This window comes from Moraxella catarrhalis (assembly GCF_001632285.1).
GTDB lineage: Bacteria > Pseudomonadota > Gammaproteobacteria > Pseudomonadales > Moraxellaceae > Moraxella > Moraxella catarrhalis.
In genome coordinates this window covers 120,909-141,535 of the sequence record NZ_LWAH01000016.1, presented here as the reverse complement: position 1 = coordinate 141,535, position 20,627 = coordinate 120,909, and the positions used below count along the sequence as shown (strand labels likewise).

Genomic DNA, 20,627 nt, shown 5'->3' with positions numbered 1-20,627 from the left:
CATCAGATAATAAGTTATGAAAGTTCTTCAACTGTCATCCTCGCTTAGGCATGATGAGTCCGAGCGTGGCATTTATCCCATCTCCCATGCGCTCATTAAAGCTGGTCATGAGTCTATCATCATCGGCAGTGCTCCAAGCGATAGCAAGCTTGTTGTGCGTCTTGTGCGTGATGGGGCAATATATTACCGCCTACCTATGCCCAAAAAAAGCTGGTGGGCATTGATACACACACTTAAGCTTCGTCAAATCATTGAACAGCATCAGCCCGATATCATTCACATACATTCTCGTACGCCTGCTTGGGTGTTATATTGGGCAATGCATTCCTTTCCAAATGACAAGCGCCCCAAAATTATTTCAAGTTTATACGGATTTTATCCTGTCAATTCTTATTCAAAAGCACTGTTTCATGTTGATTTGCTGATCAGTGCATCTAAAAGTATTGATAAACATTTTAATAAAATTTTTGAAAAAGTAAAATCAGAAAAAATTGATAAATCCATCAAGTTGCCTGATATCATTTGTGTGCCGCGTGGGGTGGATGTTCGAAAATACCCCTATCGCCATCACTCATCTGTGCATTGGCTACATCAAACCTTTACCCAATTTCCTGAGCTTGAACACAAAAAATGGTTGGTTTTTCCAACACCGATCGGTCCTGAATATGGTCAAGAATGGCTCATTGATATTTTAGGAAATCTACAAGAAAAATTTCCAAAAATTCACGCAATTATCATGGATGATGACCCCACAGCACGCATTCATCAGTGTGTTTTTTATGAAGATTTTGTCCAACGCCTGCATACTTTGGGCTTACAAGATCGGGTCTCTTTTATCGGCAAAAATCCACCTGATATGCGTGAATGGTTGTCATCAGCTAATATCGTATTATCGCTTGCCAATCACCCCGAAAGTATTGGCATGACAGCACTTCAAGCCATTCATTTAGGAACACCAGTGATTGGTTGGGCAAAAGGTGCCTTTGCAGATATCCTAGGAGACTTATACCCCCAAGGATTGGTCAAAGAACAGACTGCGATCATGCTGTGTAAAAGTGTTAAGTTTTTATTATCAAACCCCATTCCGCCTGCCATGACGCATGCTTATGAGATTGATGATATGGTCGATAATACAATTCAAGTTTATCAAGACTTAGTCAAGCAAAGCACAGAGTGATAAATTAAACTTGACCCTCACCCTCGATTTTGATGACCTGAACCTCACCCATCTGTTGCCACAGCTGGTGGGTGCAAATTAATAACAAGCCAATATCACCAGATTTTTGGGCATCAATTAGACTCAACCATACATTGTGGCGTGTATCTGGATCCAAGCCTGCAAAAGGCTCATCTAGCATCATGACCGCTTTTGGGGATAGCAACAGTCGAGCCAAGGCGATACGCCGTGCTTGCCCACCAGACACAGCCATACCATATTCTCCGAGCCGAGTTGCCAGACCTTTTGGTTGATTATTTAGCCAAGTTAATAAATTTACTTTTTTAAGAGCTGTTATAAGCTCATCATCGGTTGCGTTTGGTTTACCCAAACGAAGATTATCTGCCAGCGTTTGATCAAAAATATCAACTGTTTGCCCCAAAAATCCCAGTGATTGGTCAAAATCAACTGACTGCCACGGATATTTTTTGGTGTCGGTACATAACCAAATCTCACCCGAGGTCAAATCATGCTCTTGGGCAAGTGTATGCAGTAAAGTGGATTTACCAGCACCTGAAGGACCTATAATCAAGCAAGGCTTATCAGAGCGAATCTTGGCATGGTGAATATGAGCACTGATGATGGCATTTGGCGCCCTAACAATGGCATTATTAAGCCATAAAGTCAAAGCATCCTGCTGATTGGTAATCTGATTAAAATTGATTTTGGGAGCAGCGTTTTGGCCGACAAGCATCTCGTTGAGGCGCTGCTTGGCTACCTGACTACGCCCCAAAGCCAATGGCTCAGCAATCAAGTTTTGGATAAACTCACCCAAGCCCATCAATCCTAAAAATACTGCCAGTGCGACCGCCGAACTCATCATCGGATAATCATTTAATGTCTCAATGGTAAAAGCAACACTATCTGTCTGTCTAAAAAATCTCCCTACACCCCAAAGCATAAGTGTCGCCGCCAGTGCCAGTGCCACTTGCACCCCCAACATGCCCATTCTGCGTAGACGATGTGATGACAGTGTTATTTTGGTTTGCTGAGCATCCAAATCACTCAGCTGATGTATGTACGCATCCCAGCGATGCCAAATCAGCAAGGATGTCAGTGCTGGCAAGGTATCCAGCAGTTTTGATTTGCGAGTTTCAAGTATAGTACTCTCGTCATACGCCAAATGAATGCCACGATATACCACAAAAGCAGCAATCAAAATCGCCAAGCCGATCGGCACTAGCCCAAACCATGCTTTGGGTAATAGCAACAGCGTAACACCAGCCACCAAAATCACCGCACCGATTGCCATAATCCAAGGTGATATCAAGCGTAAAACAAATTCATCTAAAACATCAATGTCTTTGACAAGGCGATGCATTTTTTGGCTGCTAGACTGTCTTTGCAGGTTTCGGGCATTAAAATCCAAACTTGCCCAATCGGCAAAAAATCGTACACGCAAATCTTTTAACAGCCCAAAGACAGCATGATGCGATACCATCAAGTCACCATAGCGAGATAGCGTGCGTGCAATGGCAAAGGTGCGTATAATGGCCGCTGGCATCATATAATTAAATGTATGAGTACCTACCGCAACTAGGCCTGCCACTGCTGACATGGTCACAAACCACCCTGATACCATCGATAATCCTAAGACTGACCAAACAGTCACAAGCCCTAGAAGCCAAGCCAAGATCCATACCCAAACTTGGGTACTGATGAGTTCACGAAGCTTAAATGGTTGATTTGATTTCATCATAACCCCCTAAATGATGGATATCATCAAAGGCGATATCAACACTTTGATCATGGGTAATCCAAATGACCGTCCGATGCACTGATAAGCGTTTTAATAAATCTTTGATCATAAAGGCAGTCTCACTGTCTAGATGTTCTGTTGGTTCATCAAGCAGCCACACCTTAGCATCTTGAAGCAAAAGCTGCGCAATGGCAAGGCGATGTGCCTGACCACCTGACAGCCCACCACCCCGCTCACCAAGCATGGTATCCATCTGCTCGGGCAAATCACGGATCAAAGACCACAGTCCAACAGCATCTAGTACATCAATCAGCTCATCATCGGTCGCATCAGATTTTGCCAATGTCAGATTATCACGAATACTGATGGGCAGCAGTGCTGGCATTTGTGCCAAATAGCCAAACTGATGTCTAAGATACGCCATATCCAGCGTATCGTAGCGATAGTGTCCTTGATCATCATACACCTCAACCACGCCAGTATATTGCCCAAATCCCAATAAAATCTGTAAAAGTGTCGATTTGCCTGCGCCACTTTCCCCTTTTAATAATGTTGATTTACCTGCCACAAAATGCAGCGTCGTCGGCGTTAACCTGACTCGCCCATCATCACCAAAGGCAGCCACTTGCCTTAAACAAAATCCCACTTTTCCCATCAAATCCACCTGATGTAGCTCGGTTTTGCTATGTTTAAAATCAAGTATGCCAACCATCTCCTTGGCAGCACCGACGGCTTGACCTTTGACATGATACTCAGCACCCAAGCGGCGTAGTGGTGCATAAAATTCAGGCACCAATAATAAAATCATCAAAGCTGAGCTATAAGTTGTTATGACAACACCAGATTGCCAAGGTAAAATTCCAATCAGCCCAAAACCCAAATAAACAGCCACAAGTGCAATGGATAATGCCGATAAAAATTCAAGCACCGCACTATTTAAAAAAGCAATGCGTAGCACTGCCATGGTTTTTTTACGGTAATTGTCGCTACTGACATCAATATCTTTAACAGCGATATCAACCACGCCCAGACGAGATAGTGTATTCACCCCTCGTATCCAATCAAAAAATCGACCGCCAAGCTGTGCCATCGCATCCATCTGCTCACGGCTTTTGCGTGCAGTTGCTACACCAATCATCGCCATAAAAATCGGTACCAGTGGTGCCGTCGCCAGTAATATCATTGCAGCAGTTTTATTTAAAAAACTAATACAAACTGCCAATAAAATTGGTGTACTAACGGCAGTTTTTTTCTGAATTTCAAAGCGAGCATAACCGATGAGATGCTCAGGTTCATCAATGATTTTGCTTGCCAGTGCACCATCAGAGCCAAAAAAGCGTCTAGCAGGACCCATGTCACCCAGTTTAACCAATAGCCGCTGACGCACATCACTGGCTGCTTGCACACCGATGCGTGTGAGTAGTGCATCTTTGGCATAACCAATCAATGCGCGTAATAACATCACGCCAAATAAAGCCATCACATAAACAGCCAAAGCCTCGATCGCCATCACTTGATGCTGGGATAATTCAGGAATAAATGGCAAAAGCCAGCCATCAAAAATCATTACCAAAATCCAAGCTTGTACCATGAATAATAGCAAGCTAATGACATCGCACAGCCATGCTAAAGTCAGCTGCTTTTTTGCAGGACGAAAAACAGAATTTAAAAAATTATTAGCCACGATATCAGCTTGTGAACGCCGAGGTTTTTTGGGCTTTTTAAGACGGGCTTGCGTGGTGGTCATGATGAATGGCGTATGATAATGGACAAATAAGCTATTATCGCTAAATTATGGCTTTTTTTCAACCAAAAACACCGCCAAATCGCTGGCGGTGTTTGAGTATCAAAAGTTTATTTTGGGGCAACCATTTGTTCTGGACGCACAATCTCATCAAATTCAGCTTCAGTTAATAAGTTCAGCTGAATGGCAGTTTGTTTTAAAGATTGATTATTTTTAAAAGCGGTTTTAGCAACTTTGGCGGCATTTTCATAGCCAATATGGCGATTGAGTGCGGTGACCAACATCAAAGAATGATGTAAATAATGGTCAATTTTTTCGTAAATTGGTTCAATGCCTACTGCACAATGCTCATTAAAGCTATTGATCGCATCCGTTAGCAGACGAATCGACTGCAATAAGTTATATCCAATCACAGGCATATAAACATTTAATTCAAAATTACCAGAAGCCCCTGCCATAGAAATGGTCGTATCATTACCAAAGACTTGGGTAACCACCATGGTCATCGCCTCACACTGAGTTGGATTGACTTTACCAGGCATGATGGATGAACCAGGCTCATTTTCAGGAATGCTAAGCTCACCTAGACCGCAGCGTGGGCCTGAAGCCAGCCAACGCACATCATTGGCGATTTTATTTAGGCTTGCTGCCAGTGTTTTTAGTGCACCTGAAGCAAATACTTCGGCATCTCGTGCGGCCAAAGCCTCAAATTTATTGGGTGCTGTGATAAAATTCAGCTTGGTTAATTCTGCCAGAACTTTAGCGACTTTGACAGCATAATCAGGATGACTATTTAGCCCTGTGCCGACTGCTGTACCGCCCAATGGTAACTGATAAAGACCGCTTAAGGCCGCCTCAATACGCTCCAAAGCATAATCAAGCTGCATGACATAACCACTAAACTCTTGACCCAAAGTCAGCGGCGTGGCATCTTGTAAATGCGTGCGTCCGATTTTGATAATCTCATCAAAATCAGCTGATTTTTGTGCCAATGTTTGGCGTAAATTATTAATGGCTGGCAACAGTTTATTACTCATCTCTTGAGCAGCCGCCACCCGAATCGCCGTCGGAAAGCTGTCGTTAGTCGATTGGGCATGATTGACATGATCATTGGGGTGAATCGGCTGATAACTGCCTTTTGGTTTACCAGCAATTTCATTGGCACGATTGGCGATAACCTCATTAATATTCATATTAGACTGGGTGCCTGACCCTGTTTGCCACACCACAAGCGGAAATTGATCATTAAGCTTACCTGCCAAAATCTCATCACAGGCTTGAACGATTAGCTGTGATTGTTCGTCAGTGATGCGGCCAAGTGTCGCATTAGTCATGGCGGCGGCTTTTTTAACAGTTGCCATCGCATGGATTAAAGGCTCTGGCAGTCTTTCTCCGCCAATACGGAAATTTTGGCGACTGCGTTCAGTTTGTGCCCCCCAATAAGCATCAGCAGGTACAGCAATCTCTCCCATGGTGTCTTTTTCGGTGCGTATTGTCATATTTTACTCCATTGATTTTTTGATAAAAGTCGCTTAAGATGAGTGATACGACCAGCGATGCAATTCTACTAACTGAATTGTACCACTTTATCTAAATGATGAGATGATTTAGCATACCATCAGTTTACCTAGGATTCAATAACAAATAATAATCATTACCAAATATAAACACAATGACCAAGACCAACCACCAAACCAATTTATCCGCTGTCCATTTGCGTAAACACATGCGTATGCAAAGACGATCGCTTAGTCACTGTGAGCGTCAAAGATCCGCTTACCTAGCAACCAGATTTTTATATAAATTAATACCGCTATTACCCAAAAAAGCCAATATTGGTTTTTATTTGGATGGATTTTGTGAACTACCAACCGCCACCATTGCCCAATTTTGTCAAAAACTTGACTATCAAGCGTATTTACCCATCACCACGCCAAACAAACCCTTGACATTTGCCCCCATCATTCAACCACTGAATAAAACACCTCTTAAAAAGCATCGCCTAGGTATGCATGAACCCCGCTCAAAACTGATATTATCTGCCAATCACATGGATGCCATCATTTGCCCTTTGGTGATGGTTGATCTTGACGGTATACGCCTTGGTATGGGGGGCGGCTACTATGACCGCACATTTGCAAAAGCCAAAAACTGCCTAAAAATCGCTTGGTGTTATGATTTTCAAGTGGCAGATCGGCTACCCAAACAGCCTTGGGATATGTCGGTGGACATCATCATTACCGATCAAAGGCTAATTAGATTAAAATAATGCCAATTCATCATCTGTTAACCAAATAGCCAAAATAAAAAGAGATTAAATATGGCATGATTTAATCTCTTAATTGAATCAATTGAATCAGTTTCAAATACATCAGCTATAATGTGCTGGTTCTTCATCATACACATGTGCATGCCAAAAATTACTTTGGCGTTGTACAACACTTGCGATGGCAGCATGAATCATCGCTTGCCCAACCACTCTGGCATCAGCACCTAGCATATCTTGGACTTGCTCTGAAAAAGCAATACTCACCAAAGGCTCATCATGATCATGGCCCACTTCTCGCAAAATCATCACCCCTGATGACTCTTCAATAAACTCAAGCAAAGTTTCTTGGACAAAACCATCTTTGGTCTTTTTTGATTTGCTGGGATGTTGCAACCGTGATACACGCTCTTTGGTACCCAAATCCTCTTGATCTTGCTGCTTACGCTGACGACGCTTGCGCTTGGGGCGATGCTCACCGTCAGATGCTTGTACCTGTGCGTTTAATCGCTGAGTGCGTGCCAGTTTTGATAATCTGGCTAAATCGATGCCTAATGTCCGCTCTACTTGCTGTGCAAGCTCCTCAACTGTCGCAGAATCCATAAACTGAGAAATGGCTGAAGCAAGTGCATCAATCAGCGTCTCATCACCACGCCCATTGATTTCCTGAAAAAACAGCTCATGTAAAATTGATAGTGTGTCCTCTTCATCAGAATCAGACGCATGATATACCAAATCATCAACAAATGATAGGCATTCTGCAATACTCATCGTTTGCCAATTTTCAATGGTTTGTGAAATTTGATTTGTCATTATGATTGCCATCTCATCATTATTTTAGTCTATCTTGGTATATGGCATCATTTTGGTACTTTTCAAGTCATCGCCAGTAGCGTAGCTTTGCCAACATAAATAAAAGTGCAACAAACATACCCAAATAATAGACCATACGCACATCAAAGGTGCTATCACGCCACTTTAAAGGCAATGAGATCAATGCAGTTAAGGCAGGAATCACCACCAAAGCGACGAGCCAATTTTCAAGGACATGAAGCCATCCTTCCACACCGCCATATCTAAGCCCTGATAAACCCACCAGCAAACACGCCACAATAAGCAATAAAATCAAGCCTTTAGGGATATCTTTTGGCGTGATGATATCAGGAATTAGCTTGGAGAGCATCAGCTATACACTCCCATAATGGATAACATCGCAACAGTCGATAATAACCAACCAAAAGTCCAAGCATTTCTAGGGTGGATATTGGTTTTACCCAGTTTATTTAGTCCAGTTGCACCAAGCCAAGTCATCAGCGGAATGCCAATCACAAATACAGGCACAACGACAGCAGCATGACGCAATACCTCAGACATCTCATCACCAAACATCAATCGAAATCCATAGCCTGCCAAGCTTAATAGCAAACTTGCCAAACATAGCCCTATGGTAAAACCCATCGGTACGACGCTGGCGGGTTTGTTGGGTTTTGGGGGGTTGTGATGCGTGGTTTGGGCTTGATGGTGCGGTATGGTCATGATCGATTTACCTTTGATAACTCATCACGCATGGCATCAATTACAGCCTTATAATTAGGCTGATTAAAAATCGCCGACCCTGCTACAAACATATCAGCACCCGCTTCACCAATGGTGCGAATATTTGCCACATTGACACCGCCATCAACTTCCAAGCGAATGTCTCGACCACTATCGTCAATCATTTGACGCACAGTTGCTAATTTATCTAATGTTGCATCAATAAACTTTTGACCACCAAAACCTGGATTGACACTCATCAGCAAAATTTGATCAACCTTATCCAATGTATGATCCAAATAATATAAAGGTGTTGCAGGATTAAAGACCAAACCACATTTGGCACCACCATCTTTAATCAGCTGAAGGCTTCTGTCTATATGCTCACTGGCTTCGGGATGAAAAGTGATGATGTCAGCCCCCGCCTTTAAAAACTGCTCAATCATACCATCAACTGGCTTAACCATCAAATGTACATCAATGGGTGCAGTGATGCCATAGTCTTTTAATGCTTGACAAATCATCGAACCAAAAGTTAGATTTGGTACATAGTGGTTATCCATCACATCAAAATGCACAACATCTGCACCAGCTTCAAGAACGCTTTCAATATCCGCTCCAAGCCGTGCAAAATCAGCAGACAAAATCGATGGGGCGATCAAAAAAGGCTGGGTCATAATCACTCTCAACAATTAAATGGTATGGTGTATCATACCAAAAATCGGATATTTGTACCAATGTTTGATGTCATTGGCACAATTTTGCTCACTACCAACTTAACTTTTTATGAAAGTTTTAAATCGTTGTTATTGTTCGCCGTCGCCTGCCATCATCATGATTTTTTCACTGATGGCAACGGTATTAAAGCCTGCATCCACAAATAAAATCTCGCCAGTAATACCGCTTGCCCAAGGTGATAACAAAAACAGCGCAGCATTACCCACTTCTTCTTGGCTGACATTACGCCCAAGTGGTGCGATTTTTTCGCTAACATCAAGCATACGGCGAAATGATTTAATACCACTGGCGGCCAGCGTGCGGATAGGGCCTGCACTGATGGCATTGACACGAATGCCCTCACCACCCAATGATGATGCCAAATAGCGTACCGAAGCTTCTAGGCTTGCTTTTGCCATGCCCATGACATTATAGTTTGGCAATACAGAAATACTGCCTTCATAAGTTAAAGTCAACAGTGAGCCTTGGCGTGCAGCAAGTAATTCACGCCCTGCTTTGGCAAGTGCGACAAAACTGTAGCTTGAGATATCATGGGCAATTTGACTGCCTTCACGAGTGGTTGCTTGGGTAAAATCGCCATCAAGCTGATCGGCAGGGGCAAAACCGATGGCATGCACAATGCCATCGATGCCTTTATCGTCACCTACGCCCCAATGTTTGGCGATTTCATCAAAACACACTTGAATCGACTCATCTGAGCCAACATCACACTCAATCACCGCCACCGCATCAAATGCTTCGGCAGCCATATCCACACGCTTTTTAATTTTATCATTCGGATAGGTTAAAATCAGCTGCGCCCCCTCACGATGCAAGCTTTCAGCGATCGCCCAAGCAATTGATAATTTACTGGCAATCCCAGTCACCACAAAACGCTGACCTTTTAGTAACATGACTTTATCCTTTTGATAGAAATTTTTGCCATTATAGCATAGAATTTTAAAATGTGGGATATAATTAGTACAAATGTAAACTTAATTTTAAACATCAACTCGTCCAAAGTGTTTGATAAACGCTCAAAAAGTGATGAAAAAATCAGTTTTTTGTTAAATCAATCGCTATTTTATGATAAGCTATGCATTTTTTTACTAGACGCTTAAAATATGTCAAATTCTGATACCGTAAACTTTATCCACGATTACGAAATCCTGTCTAAGCATTATGCCGAAATCATCTCCTCAGCAGGAGAAGATTTGACCCGTGATGGATTAATTGACACACCAATGCGGGCTGCCAAGGCGTTTGGTTATCTTACTCGTGGCTACCATCAGGATTTGGCAACCGTGGCTAATAATGCCGTCTTTGATTCTGATAATCCTGAGTTAGTTTTGGTACAAAATATTGAATTTTATTCGCTATGTGAGCATCATCTACTACCTTTTTATGGGGTTGCCCATGTTGGCTATCTGCCAGATGGCAAAGTATTAGGATTATCTAAAGTGGCACGCATCATTGATATGTATGCACGCCGTCTACAAATCCAAGAAAACTTAACCAAGCAAGTGGCCAGTGCTATCGAAGAGCTGACGGGTTGCCGTGGTGTTGCGGTTATTATGGATGCCTGTCATATGTGCATGATGATGCGTGGTGTTGGCAAACAACAATCCACCACACGCACCACCAGCATGTTGGGTGAGTTTACCACCAATCATGACGCACGCCGTGAATTTTTGGATGCTGTACCTCGCCGAATGCCCGCTTTTGGTTAATTGGTTTACTTGTGGTTAAATGATTTGGTAATAGCTCGCCATTTGATAACAATCATCGCCAAAATGATTAAAAAAGAAGCGATTTTGTTTGGTAAAATTTTAATAAAGCACTTCTTTTTTTGGATAAATTTGCTATGATAAATCAAATTTTTAGACTTTTTGAGTCATGACTCATCATTTTCGCTCTTTGTTTGTCATCAGTATACATACTGTCATGCTGGTATTACTTGTTGGCTGCAAAAATTTGCCCGATACGCCTCACTTACCAAAGAGTCTGGCATTGACCAAACAGGTTCAAGAGCGTCACCAAATGGTCAAACATGGTGGCAGTTCAGATGGTCTCATCTCAGCCATCAACGCCCAAAGCCATCATCACCCCAATCAATCTGGATATTATCCGATTACAACAGGTGCCAATGCGTTTGCTGCACGCAGTACGCTGACTGATGTGGCAAACCAATCCATTGATATTCAATACTACATTTGGCATAACGATGAAGCTGGTCAACTGATGCTTAAAGACCTGTGGGAAGCGGCTGATCGTGGTGTGATTGTTCGATTGCTGCTTGATGATTTTAATAGCTCACCTGAACTTGATCAGCTCCTACTACGTATCTCAAAGCATAAAAATATTGCTGTCAGATTAATCAATCCCATGCCTTATCGTGGCTTCCGTAGTCTAAACTATATGTTACATCCCATACGCACCAATCGGCGTATGCATAATAAAAGCATGACATTTGATAATAAAATCAGTGTCATAGGTGGTCGTAATATCGGTAATGAATATTTAAATAATGCACCTGTTAATCATTTTGCTGATTTGGATGTCATGTTAGTTGGTCATGTCGTTGGCAAAATTACCCAAAGCTTTGAGATTTATTGGGCTTCACCCCTATCCTTTGATATTGAAACACTTGTCAAACATGACAACAAAGATGACATCAGTGGCATCAAACCTGTGGTATTTGATGAACTTGAAAAAGTCAAAGACAGCTCAGATGCTGATCGTGAGCTACGCACTTATCGCCAAGCCATGCAAAATTCAACCATTGGGCAAGATTTACTCGCCCAGCAAGTACCATTTTTTTGGACAGAGATTGATTTGATAGCAGATAATGTTATCAAATTAAACGGTCACTCAGATCCTAATGAATTTTTGGTTTCACAGCTACAAACACAATTGGGTCAACCAAGCAAAAAACTCAGCATCATCTCTTCTTATTTTGTTCCTACCAAAGAAGGTATCGACACACTGATCACGCTTGCTAAAATGGGTGTTGAGGTGCGTATTTTGACCAATTCATTTGATGCCACCGATGTTGGTATTGTACATGCAGGTTACGCACACTGGCGAAAGCAACTACTGGCGGCAGGCGTGCATCTTTTTGAGATTAAATCTAGTGCTCAGAGTATCCAAGATAACGAAAATCGTTTTTGGCGTACACGCCAGCACAGCACCACAAGTCTACACGCCAAAGCCTTTGCGGTAGATGATGATCAAATATTTATTGGTTCATATAATGTCGACCCACGCTCAGCCAATATCAATACCGAGCTTGGTGTTCTTATCAAAGATAGTAAATTGGCAGGACAGCTACACAAAGCTTTGAGTAATAGCCAAGCCATCACCCATCAAGCCTATGAACTAAAACTTGACGCCAAAGGTAATATTAATTGGCATACCATCGAAAATGGTCAACCAGTCATTTTGCATCACGAACCACACATGAATCATAAAGATCGTATTATCATTTGGCTGGCTGGACTGATGCCTATCGATTGGCTACTTTGATATTAATCATCAAATATATACCATCTAAATGAAAGCTTGAACCAAATTGTATAAATAATACTAGTGTTTTGTATGTTTTATTTGTAGAATATCCATGAGCAATCAATGCTTTATGGATATTTAGTGTATCTGCTTTTGATAAGATCTTATGAAGCATCAGATTTGCAAGATATTATCGATACTTCGCACCATCAAACCGTATGTTTGATTGGTATTTCATGAGAAGATTATCATGCCAGCCAACCAATTACCCAGCCAGCACTATTTTAGTGCCATTCTCATTACAAGTCTCATCGCCAGCGTGGCTTTTTTTGACTTTGCTATTTTTATATATCTGTCTGATTTATTACGACAGATCTTTTTTGGTGGTACGGAGTATACTTGGCTTTCTCGCCTGCAGTTGTTTGGACTGTTTTCAGCAGGTTATATTGCCAGACCCTTGGGCGGTTTGATGATTGGCTACTATGGTGATACCAAAGGTCGCAGGCCTGCACTATTCATCAGTTTACTGGGCATAACAATATTCACTTTATTCATCGGGTTATTACCACAGTATAGTCAAATTGGCTTCATCGCCCCCATTATCTTTATCGTTGCTCGAGTTATCCAAAGTCTTGCCATTGGTGGCATCATGCCAAGCGTTTGGGTGTATGTCACCGAACATCTACCAACACGCCATATTGGCGTAGGTTGTGGTGCAATCTTATCTGGCTGTGTACTGTCTTTGATTTTTTTAATTTTATTAATGAACTGGCTAGACGATACGCTAACTTGGGCACAGATGATGAGTTTTGGTTGGCGTATTCCGTTTATTTGTGGCGGTTTATTAAGCGTTATTTTAATCTTAATATCATACAAACACTTGCAAGAAACGCCCATTTTTTTAGAAGCACACTCTGAGCGGTCATTTCGCCCCAAACATGAGTCAATGCTTAGTAACATGAGTTTATCCACTTTGACCAACTCACAAATCAAGCAGCTTGATCATCTGCCAGCAATTGAGTTTCAGCTTTCTGAAGATACAAAAATGCCCGATCACAGCATAAGCCCAAGCTCAATGACACCACCACCCAAAATCAATGAGATAGATCAACGCACAGTCACAACAGCCATGCGACTGACCTCAAAACTAACCAGCTTTGCTAGGTCGTCAATCTCGTTTTTTCAAATCATTTGCAATAAAAATATGCTCATCAGTATTATTCCTGCCATAATGTTAATCAGTATTATGGTCAGTTTATTGATATTTACGCCAATTTTATTGGTAGATTTGATTGATGGTAGCTTTCGAATCTCTGAAACGGTTTTATGGTTTGGCAATGTGCTTGCAATTTTATTTATGGCAATTGGTTGCTTGATATTTGGCATTTTGGTGGATAGGCTTAATCCTGGTATTGTGCTAACTTTTGGTAGCCTATTCTTGGCGATGCAAGTGGCTTTGTTTTTTAATCATTTGCGTAATGGTGGTGAATATGGGTTGATATTTTTTGCCCTATTTGGATTTGCTTCAGGTATCATTGGTGCAATTCCTTCGGTTGTCGTGCGACTATTCCCTGCCAAGATTCGATTAACAAGCGTCAGTATCATTTATAATATCATCATCGCACTTATCGGCGGTTTGTTGCCGTTTGTTCTACATTCAGCCTCAGCTCATATCGCTTTTGCACCTATGATTTTCATCGTTTCATTATCGCTTTTAACAATGTTTATAAGCTTTTATATTTACTACATTCCTCGTACCGACCTTGATATGAATCGCTAAAAAACACCGCATGAGCCTAATCATGCGGTGTTTTATATTGATGTGTTGTATTTTAATTATTTTATTAAAATACAACAGTTTTATTAAAATACAACAGTGTCCACGCCTGTGCTGCCAGCTTTTAGCATTAGATCCGCTGACTGCGATGCAAATATACCATGGCAAACCACACCCACGATATTATTTAAGGTGAACTCCATCTTGGCAGCATCGGTAATATCAAGGTCATAGGTATCCAAAATGACATTGCCATAATCTGTCACAAACCCTTCACGATATACAGGATCGCCACCCATTGCCACCAATTCACGCGCCACATAAGAACGCGCTTGAGGCAAAACTTCAATTGCAACAGGGAATTTGCCCAGTGTATTGACGATTTTTGAGTCATCTACCATACAAATAAACCGATTTGAGGCGGCGGCAACGATTTTTTCTCGTGTCAATGCACCACCACCACCTTTAATCATATTGCCTTTAGCGTCAATCTCGTCAGCACCATCTATATATAAATCCAGCACACCCAATTGATTTAAATCATAAATCTCAATACCCAAGGCCTTTAATTTATCCTCGGTAACCTGTGAGCTGGCAACTGCACCCTTAAGACGCACTTTTGGTAAAAGCTCAATCAGGCAATTGACTGTACTGCCTGTACCAACACCTAAAATCATGCCATCTTCAATATGGCTTAAAGCAGCTTTGGCAGCAGATTTTTTTTGAGTAAGTTTTGGATCGGTTGCGGTCATGACTATTTCCAATAAAAATTTATCTAATTTTACGCCAAAGTTACCAAAAACTAAACCATTTTTTATCAATTTGCTGATTTTCACTCACTTTAAGCCACTCATTTTATATCAAATCTAAAATTAACATGGCTAATATCCAAAATATGGTGGATAATCACGAAAATTTTTTGTAAAAATGTTACAATGCCGATTTATTTTTACTTTGATGAATTTGGGGAATTGGATGCAGGGAATCATCACATTATTACTTATTTTAAGTCCAATGTTTGTTGGTTTTGCACTACCAACATCACAAAAGTTGGCCGCATTTGGTGGACAGGCTCTGACTTATCTGATTTATCTTATTTTGATTGTCATTGGTATTGAGCTTGGTTTGGTGGATGATTTGGTGCAAAAGGTTGGGGACATTATCAAATATTTGGTTGTGTTAATCACACTGACCATTGGCTTTGGAGCGATTAGCTTGGTTTTTTTTGATAAATTCACTCAAAAAAATCAGTTATCTAAACACACACTACCCAACCAAAAACCCAAAATCAGCCTAAGGGGCAGTTTGGCTCAGCTCATTTGTTTGGCAATTGGATTTATGGCTGCTAAATTTTTGCCAGCTGGGTTTATACCGCCTGAAAAAACGACCACGATTCTGCTAATGGTACTATTATTTTTGGTGGGTGTCAGCCTAAAAGGATCAGGGATTGGATTAAAGCAAGCCTTGGTCAATAAAACAGGTCTACAGGTCAGTGTCATATTTATTTTTTGTACCACCTTATCAGGCATCATTTTTGCAAGCATTTTTCATGAAGTCACGCTGATGCAGGGTTTGGCTTTGGCATCAGGTTATGGCTGGTATTCGCTATCAGGTACGATTATGACAGATGCTTATGGTGCGGTTTGGGGCAGTGTCGCCCTGCTTAATGACTTGGCTCGTGAAGTGATTGCCTTAATCTTTATCCCATGGGTCATGCGTTATTCGACATCTGTCGCTGTGAGTTTAGGCGGTGTAACCAGTCTTGACTTCACCCTACCAACCATCTTACAGGCAGGCGGTACACAGATTATGCCCATCGCCATCAGCTTTGGGTTTATCGTTAATATCGTATCGCCTGTGCTAATGGTGCTGTTTAGCTCATTTGGATGATTCATCAGGCACATTCAAAGCATTAAACCAAAGCATTAAACCGAGTTACTTTAGCGATTGGCCCGCCCAATCAGCAGACGCATGACGGATGGTGACTTAGAAACTGCCTTGACAATCTCACTGCGTGCATGGCGTATCACAGAAATATTGCTCAGTGCTGATGTATAAGCAAAATTAATCATAGAAAAGCTATGCATCATCAGCGAATTATGCCCTTTGACCGTGCGTTCATAATCGCTTAATAAGCGTGTGCTTAAGGGCATATTTTTGGCATGATACACATCTACCAATGCCAGCAATGCCTTCACATCAGATAAGCCCAAGTTAAGCCCCTGTCCTGCCAACGGATGCACCCCATGTGCAGCATCACCCATCAGTGCGATTAAACCCTTATGATAGCGATTGGCGGCTTGTGCAGATAGTGGAAAACTTGCGACCGACTGTATCTTATGAATATCCCCAAGTACATAGCCGCTTGCCAAAGCCAGCCTATTGATTAGGCTATCAGGATTTTGGTGGTAGTCGCTCAAATATGTCTCTGCAATCTGCTTGGGCAATGTCCAAACAATCGACTGCCATCGGCATTGATCATCTTGATTGAGATTGGCAATGGGTAATAGTGCCAAAGTGCCTGTTGGCAACATCACTTGGCGTGCTGTGTTACCATGTGGCTGATCGGTTCGTATGGCACAGCAGATGGCTTTTTGGTGATAATTTAAGGTATCTACCCCCACCCCCATCTCACGGCGTACCAAAGACGCACGGCCATCGGCACCAATCAATAGCTTAGCCTTCACCATCTTGGCTTGATTGTCAGCTTGATAGCGTATGCACACACCGTCAGGCATCTCATCAAAAGCCATGCCATGAGCCGCCAAGCTGATCTCATATTTTAAAGTTAAATTTTCATAAGCTTTTGCACGATGCCAAAGTGCTTCATCCAATACTGATGGCTCAACCATAGACCCAAGCATGATATTTTCAAAGGCGTGTTCATCTTGAAAAATCAATTCACCAAAATCATCTCTCGCCCATACATGCATTTGGTCATAATCGGCGCGTCTGGTGATACCGTCCCATACATCGGCACTTTTTAATAAATCGATACTGCTAAGATTGAGTGCATAGACTCTGGCATCTCGCTGAGCCAATCTCTGATCAAACGATGCCTTACTAGGGGTAGGCTTACTATCCAAAATAATGACCTGCTTGCCTCTTTTGGCAAGTAAAATGGCACAGACCATACCGACAACACCAGCACCGATAATGGCAATATCATATTGTTTTATTTGAGATTTTGGATAAGCCCATGAGCTTGGTGGATTGTCTGCTGGATGATTTTGAACGGTCATAATAATCAGATGCGGTAAAATATGGTTTATTTTACCGCATCTGCTTTTATTTTTCAGAGAAAATTTGACGCTGATAAGCTTGGGCTATTCAATTCAACATTTATCCCAAATAAACCCCAAAGGTTCTACCTGCTTGGGGTTTATTTCAACGATAAACATCTGCCAACTGATAAGTCAGCAATTAGCAGCGATAATATAAATCAAATTCAAGCGGATGCACCGCTTCATTTAATTTATGAACTTCTTGCATTTTTAGATCAATATAAGCATCAATCATATCTTTGCTAAACACATCACCTTTTAATAAAAAAGCATGATCTTGTTTTAAAGCTTTTAAGGCAGTTTCTAGATTTTCTGCCACAGTCGGAATCAATGCTTCTTCTTCTGGTGGCAAATCATACAAGTTTTTATCAGCTGCCTCGCCTGGGTCAATCTTATTTTCAATACCATCAATGCCTGCCATCAACAATGCCGCAAAACACAAATAAGGATTTGCTGCAGGATCTGGGAAACGGGCCTCAATACGCACCGCTTTTGGGCTAGAGACATGTGGAATGCGAATGGACGCCGAGCGGTTTGATGCTGAATACGCCAATTTAATCGGTGCCTCAAAATGTGGTACCAAACGCTTATAGCTATTGACGGTTGGGTTGGTGATGGCATTTAACGCACGAGCGTGTTTAATAATACCACCAATAAAATACAATGCCGTCATTGACAAGCCAGCGTACTCATCTCCAGAAAAAGTATTCACACCCTCTTTTGAGATGGAAATATGTACATGCATGCCAGAACCATTATCACCAACAATCGGTTTTGGCATAAAGGTTGCTGTTTTACCAAATTGATTGGCGACATTTTGCACCACATACTTAAATTGCTGAACCTCATCGGCCTTTTTAACCAAAGTATTAAAAGACACACCAATCTCAAGTTGACCCGATGCCACCTCATGATGATGCACCTCGACACGACCCTCGCCCATGATATCTTCAATACGATCACACATAACTGCACGCATGTCGTGATAATAATCCATGGGTGCAGTCACCGCATAGCCACCTTTTAAAGCTGGGCGTTGACCATTATTACCCCAAGCATACTCTTTATTTGACGACCAAGATGCCGCTTCGGAGCTTATGCTGTGCTGTGCCCCTGATTCATCAATTTGCCACTTCACATCATCAAAAACAAAAAATTCAGGCTCAGGGCCAAAATAAGCCGTATCGCCAATCCCTGTTGATTTCAGATAAGTTTCGGCACGGCGTGCAATTGAGCGGGGGTCTTTTTCATAACCTTGCATTGTCGCAGGCTCAATCACATCACAGCTAACCACGACAGTCGGTGATTCATAAAAGGGATCCAAATATGCTGTTTTGGCATCAGGGAGTAAAATCATATCCGAAGATTCAATTCCCTTCCAGCCTGCCACTGACGAGCCATCAAACATTTTACCATCTTCTAGCGTATCTTCGTCCACGGTCGATGCTGGAAAAGTTAAATGTAGCTCTTTGCCGTGCGTATCTGTAAAGCGAAAATCCACCCATTTCGCCCCTGATGATTCAATCAGGTCAAATAATTTGTTTGACATCGTACACTCCTGATTTTTTATTCAATTTTTAATTACGCTTGCTGATCTGATCAAGTATCAGCAATTAACCTAACAAGTATCATACGCTTTTTTTGGATAAAGGTAAAGGTGAAAACCCAACCAAACCCTTATTATTTATATAAAGAATAAATAACTATATATTTATAATTAATAAAAATATATAGATGGATATTTTAATTTTTTTATTTATAAGTATTTGATTATATTTATTTTATGTGTCTATTATAAAGTTATTGAATTTATGTAATATTAAATAAATTAAATAACTATTTTTATTATTTTTTTAGTAATAATAATATATGATGATATCATTAGTTTTTATTATGATATATTAGTACGCAGCATCACTGTGATTGTCATAAAAAAAATCGCACTCACAAGTGCGATCAGCGTCAAAAAGTATCAAAATTTTACGCAGTCAATCAGGCAGATTCATCTTGGTCGTGTCAGGATTTAGACCAAAATAAAATACGACTGTTGCCACCAAACTATTCACGCCAATAAACGCCCAATCTGGCCCATCATGATGTAATACAAATCGCCCAAGCAATACCGACACACCAAGCATAATCATAAAACATCCCAGCAAATAACCAATCATGATTGGGTGTGTGACACAAATGACCGCACCCGCCTGACGCTTGGGGTGTAATCGTTTAAGATTAATAAAAAAACCAATGGTATAAACAATGCCACCCATCAACAAATAACCTAAAAATCCCATACCATTTTTCCTTACCCTTTAGTACTTAAGCCCAAATCAGTGATTGGTTATGTTAAAACGCTTGTATTAAATTAATGCGTTTATCATCACAAGCGACTTGGTAGATGGTATTTACCGCACCCATTAAGGCAACAGCATAGCGACTATCAAGCATGGGATTGGTGTTCGTACTGGCATCATGCAGCTTAGCGATAACCAATAGCCCGTCAGGTCTTACGATAACCTGATCGGTGATATCATTGACTGATAAATTGATGGCATTGGTAGAAAAATACTTCCAGCCATCTTGTTTGGTGAGTACAAGCAGTGGCTCTGGCGTATCCCAAGTTTTGGCGGCATCGTTTGGTTCTTTCATTTGCATCTTGTAGCCGCCTTGTGCTTGACTGATCTTAATACTGGCAGGCGTATTTTTGTCAATGGTATAGCAGCCGATATAAAAGTCTTGTTTGGGATCTGTTGTTGCTGTCTTGGCTGATGTTGATACAGCAGGTTCATCACCACAAGCCACCAACATGACCATGATAAATACAACATTTGCAAAAAAGATGAGTTTCATTAAATTTTAATACCGTGATTAAATGATCATT

At 41.4% G+C, this 20,627-nt stretch carries 19 protein-coding genes; 6 read left to right on the top strand and 13 right to left on the bottom strand.

Annotated features, from left to right (window positions below):
* The first annotated feature begins 16 nt into the window (after nucleotides 1–16).
* Nucleotides 17–1,177 (top strand): glycosyltransferase, encoded by a 1,161-nt coding sequence (locus tag A4U55_RS07035; protein ID WP_003657946.1) that lies wholly within the window; start codon nucleotides 17–19, stop codon nucleotides 1,175–1,177.
* 4 nt (nucleotides 1,178–1,181) lie between these two features.
* On the opposite strand, the gene A4U55_RS07030 is transcribed toward A4U55_RS07035, so the two are convergent.
* The 3 genes from A4U55_RS07030 to fumC form a co-directional block, all read right to left on the bottom strand.
* Entirely contained in the window at nucleotides 1,182–2,912 is a 1,731-nt protein-coding gene (locus A4U55_RS07030; RefSeq protein WP_003669541.1) for an amino acid ABC transporter ATP-binding/permease protein, read from the bottom strand.
* Entirely contained in the window at nucleotides 2,890–4,662 is a 1,773-nt protein-coding gene (cydD, locus tag A4U55_RS07025; RefSeq protein ID WP_004463003.1) for a thiol reductant ABC exporter subunit CydD, read from the bottom strand. The genes A4U55_RS07030 and cydD overlap by 23 nt, the downstream gene beginning before the upstream one ends.
* 107 nt (nucleotides 4,663–4,769) lie before the next feature.
* Nucleotides 4,770–6,158, bottom strand: coding sequence for a class II fumarate hydratase (fumC, locus tag A4U55_RS07020; RefSeq protein WP_003663732.1), 1,389 nt, complete (start codon nucleotides 6,156–6,158; stop codon nucleotides 4,770–4,772).
* A 173-nt stretch (nucleotides 6,159–6,331) separates the two neighbouring features.
* Between fumC and A4U55_RS07015 the strand changes: the two genes are divergently transcribed.
* Complete coding sequence (locus A4U55_RS07015) at nucleotides 6,332–6,928, top strand: 5-formyltetrahydrofolate cyclo-ligase (protein ID WP_003661645.1); 597 nt, start codon at nucleotides 6,332–6,334, stop codon at nucleotides 6,926–6,928.
* 102 nt (nucleotides 6,929–7,030) lie between these two features.
* Here A4U55_RS07015 and A4U55_RS07010 read toward each other — a convergent pair whose 3' ends face one another.
* The 5 genes from A4U55_RS07010 to A4U55_RS06990 form a co-directional block, all read right to left on the bottom strand.
* The gene (locus A4U55_RS07010) at nucleotides 7,031–7,738 is read right to left on the bottom strand and encodes a structural protein (RefSeq protein WP_063454158.1); all 708 of its coding nucleotides are present in this window, start codon (nucleotides 7,736–7,738) and stop codon (nucleotides 7,031–7,033) included.
* Nucleotides 7,739–7,805: 67 nt separating this feature from the next.
* Entirely contained in the window at nucleotides 7,806–8,108 is a 303-nt protein-coding gene (locus A4U55_RS07005) for a hypothetical protein (RefSeq protein ID WP_003659938.1), read from the bottom strand.
* Complete coding sequence (locus tag A4U55_RS07000; protein ID WP_003659940.1) at nucleotides 8,108–8,461, bottom strand: hypothetical protein; 354 nt, start codon at nucleotides 8,459–8,461, stop codon at nucleotides 8,108–8,110. The genes A4U55_RS07005 and A4U55_RS07000 overlap by 1 nt, the downstream gene beginning before the upstream one ends.
* Nucleotides 8,458–9,138: a ribulose-phosphate 3-epimerase gene (gene rpe / locus A4U55_RS06995; protein ID WP_003657929.1), complete on the bottom strand. Its 681-nt coding sequence runs from the start codon at nucleotides 9,136–9,138 to the stop codon at nucleotides 8,458–8,460. Before rpe ends, A4U55_RS07000 begins: the two co-directional genes overlap by 4 nt.
* 129 nt (nucleotides 9,139–9,267) lie before the next feature.
* Nucleotides 9,268–10,092 (bottom strand): enoyl-ACP reductase FabI, encoded by an 825-nt coding sequence (locus A4U55_RS06990; RefSeq protein ID WP_003657926.1) that lies wholly within the window; start codon nucleotides 10,090–10,092, stop codon nucleotides 9,268–9,270.
* A gap of 210 nt (nucleotides 10,093–10,302) precedes the next feature.
* On the opposite strand from A4U55_RS06990, the gene folE reads away from it, so the two are divergent.
* The 3 genes from folE (at nucleotide 10,303) to A4U55_RS06975 (ending at nucleotide 14,465) form a co-directional block, all read left to right on the top strand.
* Nucleotides 10,303–10,908 (top strand): GTP cyclohydrolase I FolE, encoded by a 606-nt coding sequence (gene folE, locus A4U55_RS06985; protein WP_003659947.1) that lies wholly within the window; start codon nucleotides 10,303–10,305, stop codon nucleotides 10,906–10,908.
* A gap of 166 nt (nucleotides 10,909–11,074) precedes the next feature.
* Nucleotides 11,075–12,703, top strand: coding sequence for a phospholipase D family protein (locus tag A4U55_RS06980; protein ID WP_003657922.1), 1,629 nt, complete (start codon nucleotides 11,075–11,077; stop codon nucleotides 12,701–12,703).
* A 232-nt stretch (nucleotides 12,704–12,935) separates the two neighbouring features.
* Complete coding sequence (locus A4U55_RS06975) at nucleotides 12,936–14,465, top strand: MFS transporter (protein ID WP_003659952.1); 1,530 nt, start codon at nucleotides 12,936–12,938, stop codon at nucleotides 14,463–14,465.
* 83 nt (nucleotides 14,466–14,548) lie between these two features.
* Here the strand turns inward: A4U55_RS06975 and rpiA are convergent, their stop codons facing one another.
* Nucleotides 14,549–15,298 carry a ribose-5-phosphate isomerase RpiA gene (gene rpiA, locus A4U55_RS06970; RefSeq protein ID WP_003663743.1) on the bottom strand — a complete coding sequence of 250 codons (750 nt, stop codon included), beginning with the start codon at nucleotides 15,296–15,298 and terminating at the stop codon, nucleotides 14,549–14,551.
* A 139-nt stretch (nucleotides 15,299–15,437) separates the two neighbouring features.
* On the opposite strand from rpiA, the gene A4U55_RS06965 reads away from it, so the two are divergent.
* Nucleotides 15,438–16,352 carry a lysine exporter LysO family protein gene (locus tag A4U55_RS06965; RefSeq protein WP_003657918.1) on the top strand — a complete coding sequence of 305 codons (915 nt, stop codon included), beginning with the start codon at nucleotides 15,438–15,440 and terminating at the stop codon, nucleotides 16,350–16,352.
* A 50-nt stretch (nucleotides 16,353–16,402) separates the two neighbouring features.
* Here the strand turns inward: A4U55_RS06965 and A4U55_RS06960 are convergent, their stop codons facing one another.
* The 4 genes from A4U55_RS06960 to A4U55_RS06945 form a co-directional block, all read right to left on the bottom strand.
* On the bottom strand, nucleotides 16,403–17,704 hold the full coding sequence (locus A4U55_RS06960; RefSeq protein WP_003657916.1) for an FAD-dependent oxidoreductase: 1,302 nt from the start codon (nucleotides 17,702–17,704) through the stop codon (nucleotides 16,403–16,405).
* A 181-nt stretch (nucleotides 17,705–17,885) separates the two neighbouring features.
* The gene (gene glnA / locus A4U55_RS06955) at nucleotides 17,886–19,295 is read right to left on the bottom strand and encodes a type I glutamate--ammonia ligase (protein ID WP_003657911.1); all 1,410 of its coding nucleotides are present in this window, start codon (nucleotides 19,293–19,295) and stop codon (nucleotides 17,886–17,888) included.
* Between the two features lie 439 nt (nucleotides 19,296–19,734).
* The gene (locus tag A4U55_RS06950; RefSeq protein ID WP_003657909.1) at nucleotides 19,735–20,040 is read right to left on the bottom strand and encodes a DUF4149 domain-containing protein; all 306 of its coding nucleotides are present in this window, start codon (nucleotides 20,038–20,040) and stop codon (nucleotides 19,735–19,737) included.
* A gap of 52 nt (nucleotides 20,041–20,092) precedes the next feature.
* Nucleotides 20,093–20,596: a hypothetical protein gene (locus tag A4U55_RS06945; protein WP_003665743.1), complete on the bottom strand. Its 504-nt coding sequence runs from the start codon at nucleotides 20,594–20,596 to the stop codon at nucleotides 20,093–20,095.
* Between the last annotated feature and the right edge of the window lie 31 nt (nucleotides 20,597–20,627).

Bases quoted from the DNA above. Each gene is read 5' to 3' on its own strand.
- A4U55_RS07035 (WP_003657946.1), top strand. From the start codon at position 17: ATGAAAGTTCTTCAACTGTCATCCTCGCTTAGGCATGATGAGTCCGAG.
- A4U55_RS07030 (WP_003669541.1), bottom strand. From the start codon at position 2,912: ATGAAATCAAATCAACCATTTAAGCTTCGTGAACTCATCAGTACCCAA.
- cydD (WP_004463003.1), bottom strand. From the start codon at position 4,662: ATGACCACCACGCAAGCCCGTCTTAAAAAGCCCAAAAAACCTCGGCGT.
- fumC (WP_003663732.1), bottom strand. From the start codon at position 6,158: ATGACAATACGCACCGAAAAAGACACCATGGGAGAGATTGCTGTACCT.
- A4U55_RS07015 (WP_003661645.1), top strand. From the start codon at position 6,332: ATGACCAAGACCAACCACCAAACCAATTTATCCGCTGTCCATTTGCGT.
- A4U55_RS07010 (WP_063454158.1), bottom strand. From the start codon at position 7,738: ATGACAAATCAAATTTCACAAACCATTGAAAATTGGCAAACGATGAGT.
- A4U55_RS07005 (WP_003659938.1), bottom strand. From the start codon at position 8,108: ATGCTCTCCAAGCTAATTCCTGATATCATCACGCCAAAAGATATCCCT.
- A4U55_RS07000 (WP_003659940.1), bottom strand. From the start codon at position 8,461: ATGACCATACCGCACCATCAAGCCCAAACCACGCATCACAACCCCCCA.
- rpe (WP_003657929.1), bottom strand. From the start codon at position 9,138: ATGACCCAGCCTTTTTTGATCGCCCCATCGATTTTGTCTGCTGATTTT.
- A4U55_RS06990 (WP_003657926.1), bottom strand. From the start codon at position 10,092: ATGTTACTAAAAGGTCAGCGTTTTGTGGTGACTGGGATTGCCAGTAAA.
- folE (WP_003659947.1), top strand. From the start codon at position 10,303: ATGTCAAATTCTGATACCGTAAACTTTATCCACGATTACGAAATCCTG.
- A4U55_RS06980 (WP_003657922.1), top strand. From the start codon at position 11,075: ATGACTCATCATTTTCGCTCTTTGTTTGTCATCAGTATACATACTGTC.
- A4U55_RS06975 (WP_003659952.1), top strand. From the start codon at position 12,936: ATGCCAGCCAACCAATTACCCAGCCAGCACTATTTTAGTGCCATTCTC.
- A4U55_RS06965 (WP_003657918.1), top strand. From the start codon at position 15,438: ATGCAGGGAATCATCACATTATTACTTATTTTAAGTCCAATGTTTGTT.
- A4U55_RS06960 (WP_003657916.1), bottom strand. From the start codon at position 17,704: ATGACCGTTCAAAATCATCCAGCAGACAATCCACCAAGCTCATGGGCT.
- glnA (WP_003657911.1), bottom strand. From the start codon at position 19,295: ATGTCAAACAAATTATTTGACCTGATTGAATCATCAGGGGCGAAATGG.
- A4U55_RS06950 (WP_003657909.1), bottom strand. From the start codon at position 20,040: ATGGGATTTTTAGGTTATTTGTTGATGGGTGGCATTGTTTATACCATT.
- A4U55_RS06945 (WP_003665743.1), bottom strand. From the start codon at position 20,596: ATGAAACTCATCTTTTTTGCAAATGTTGTATTTATCATGGTCATGTTG.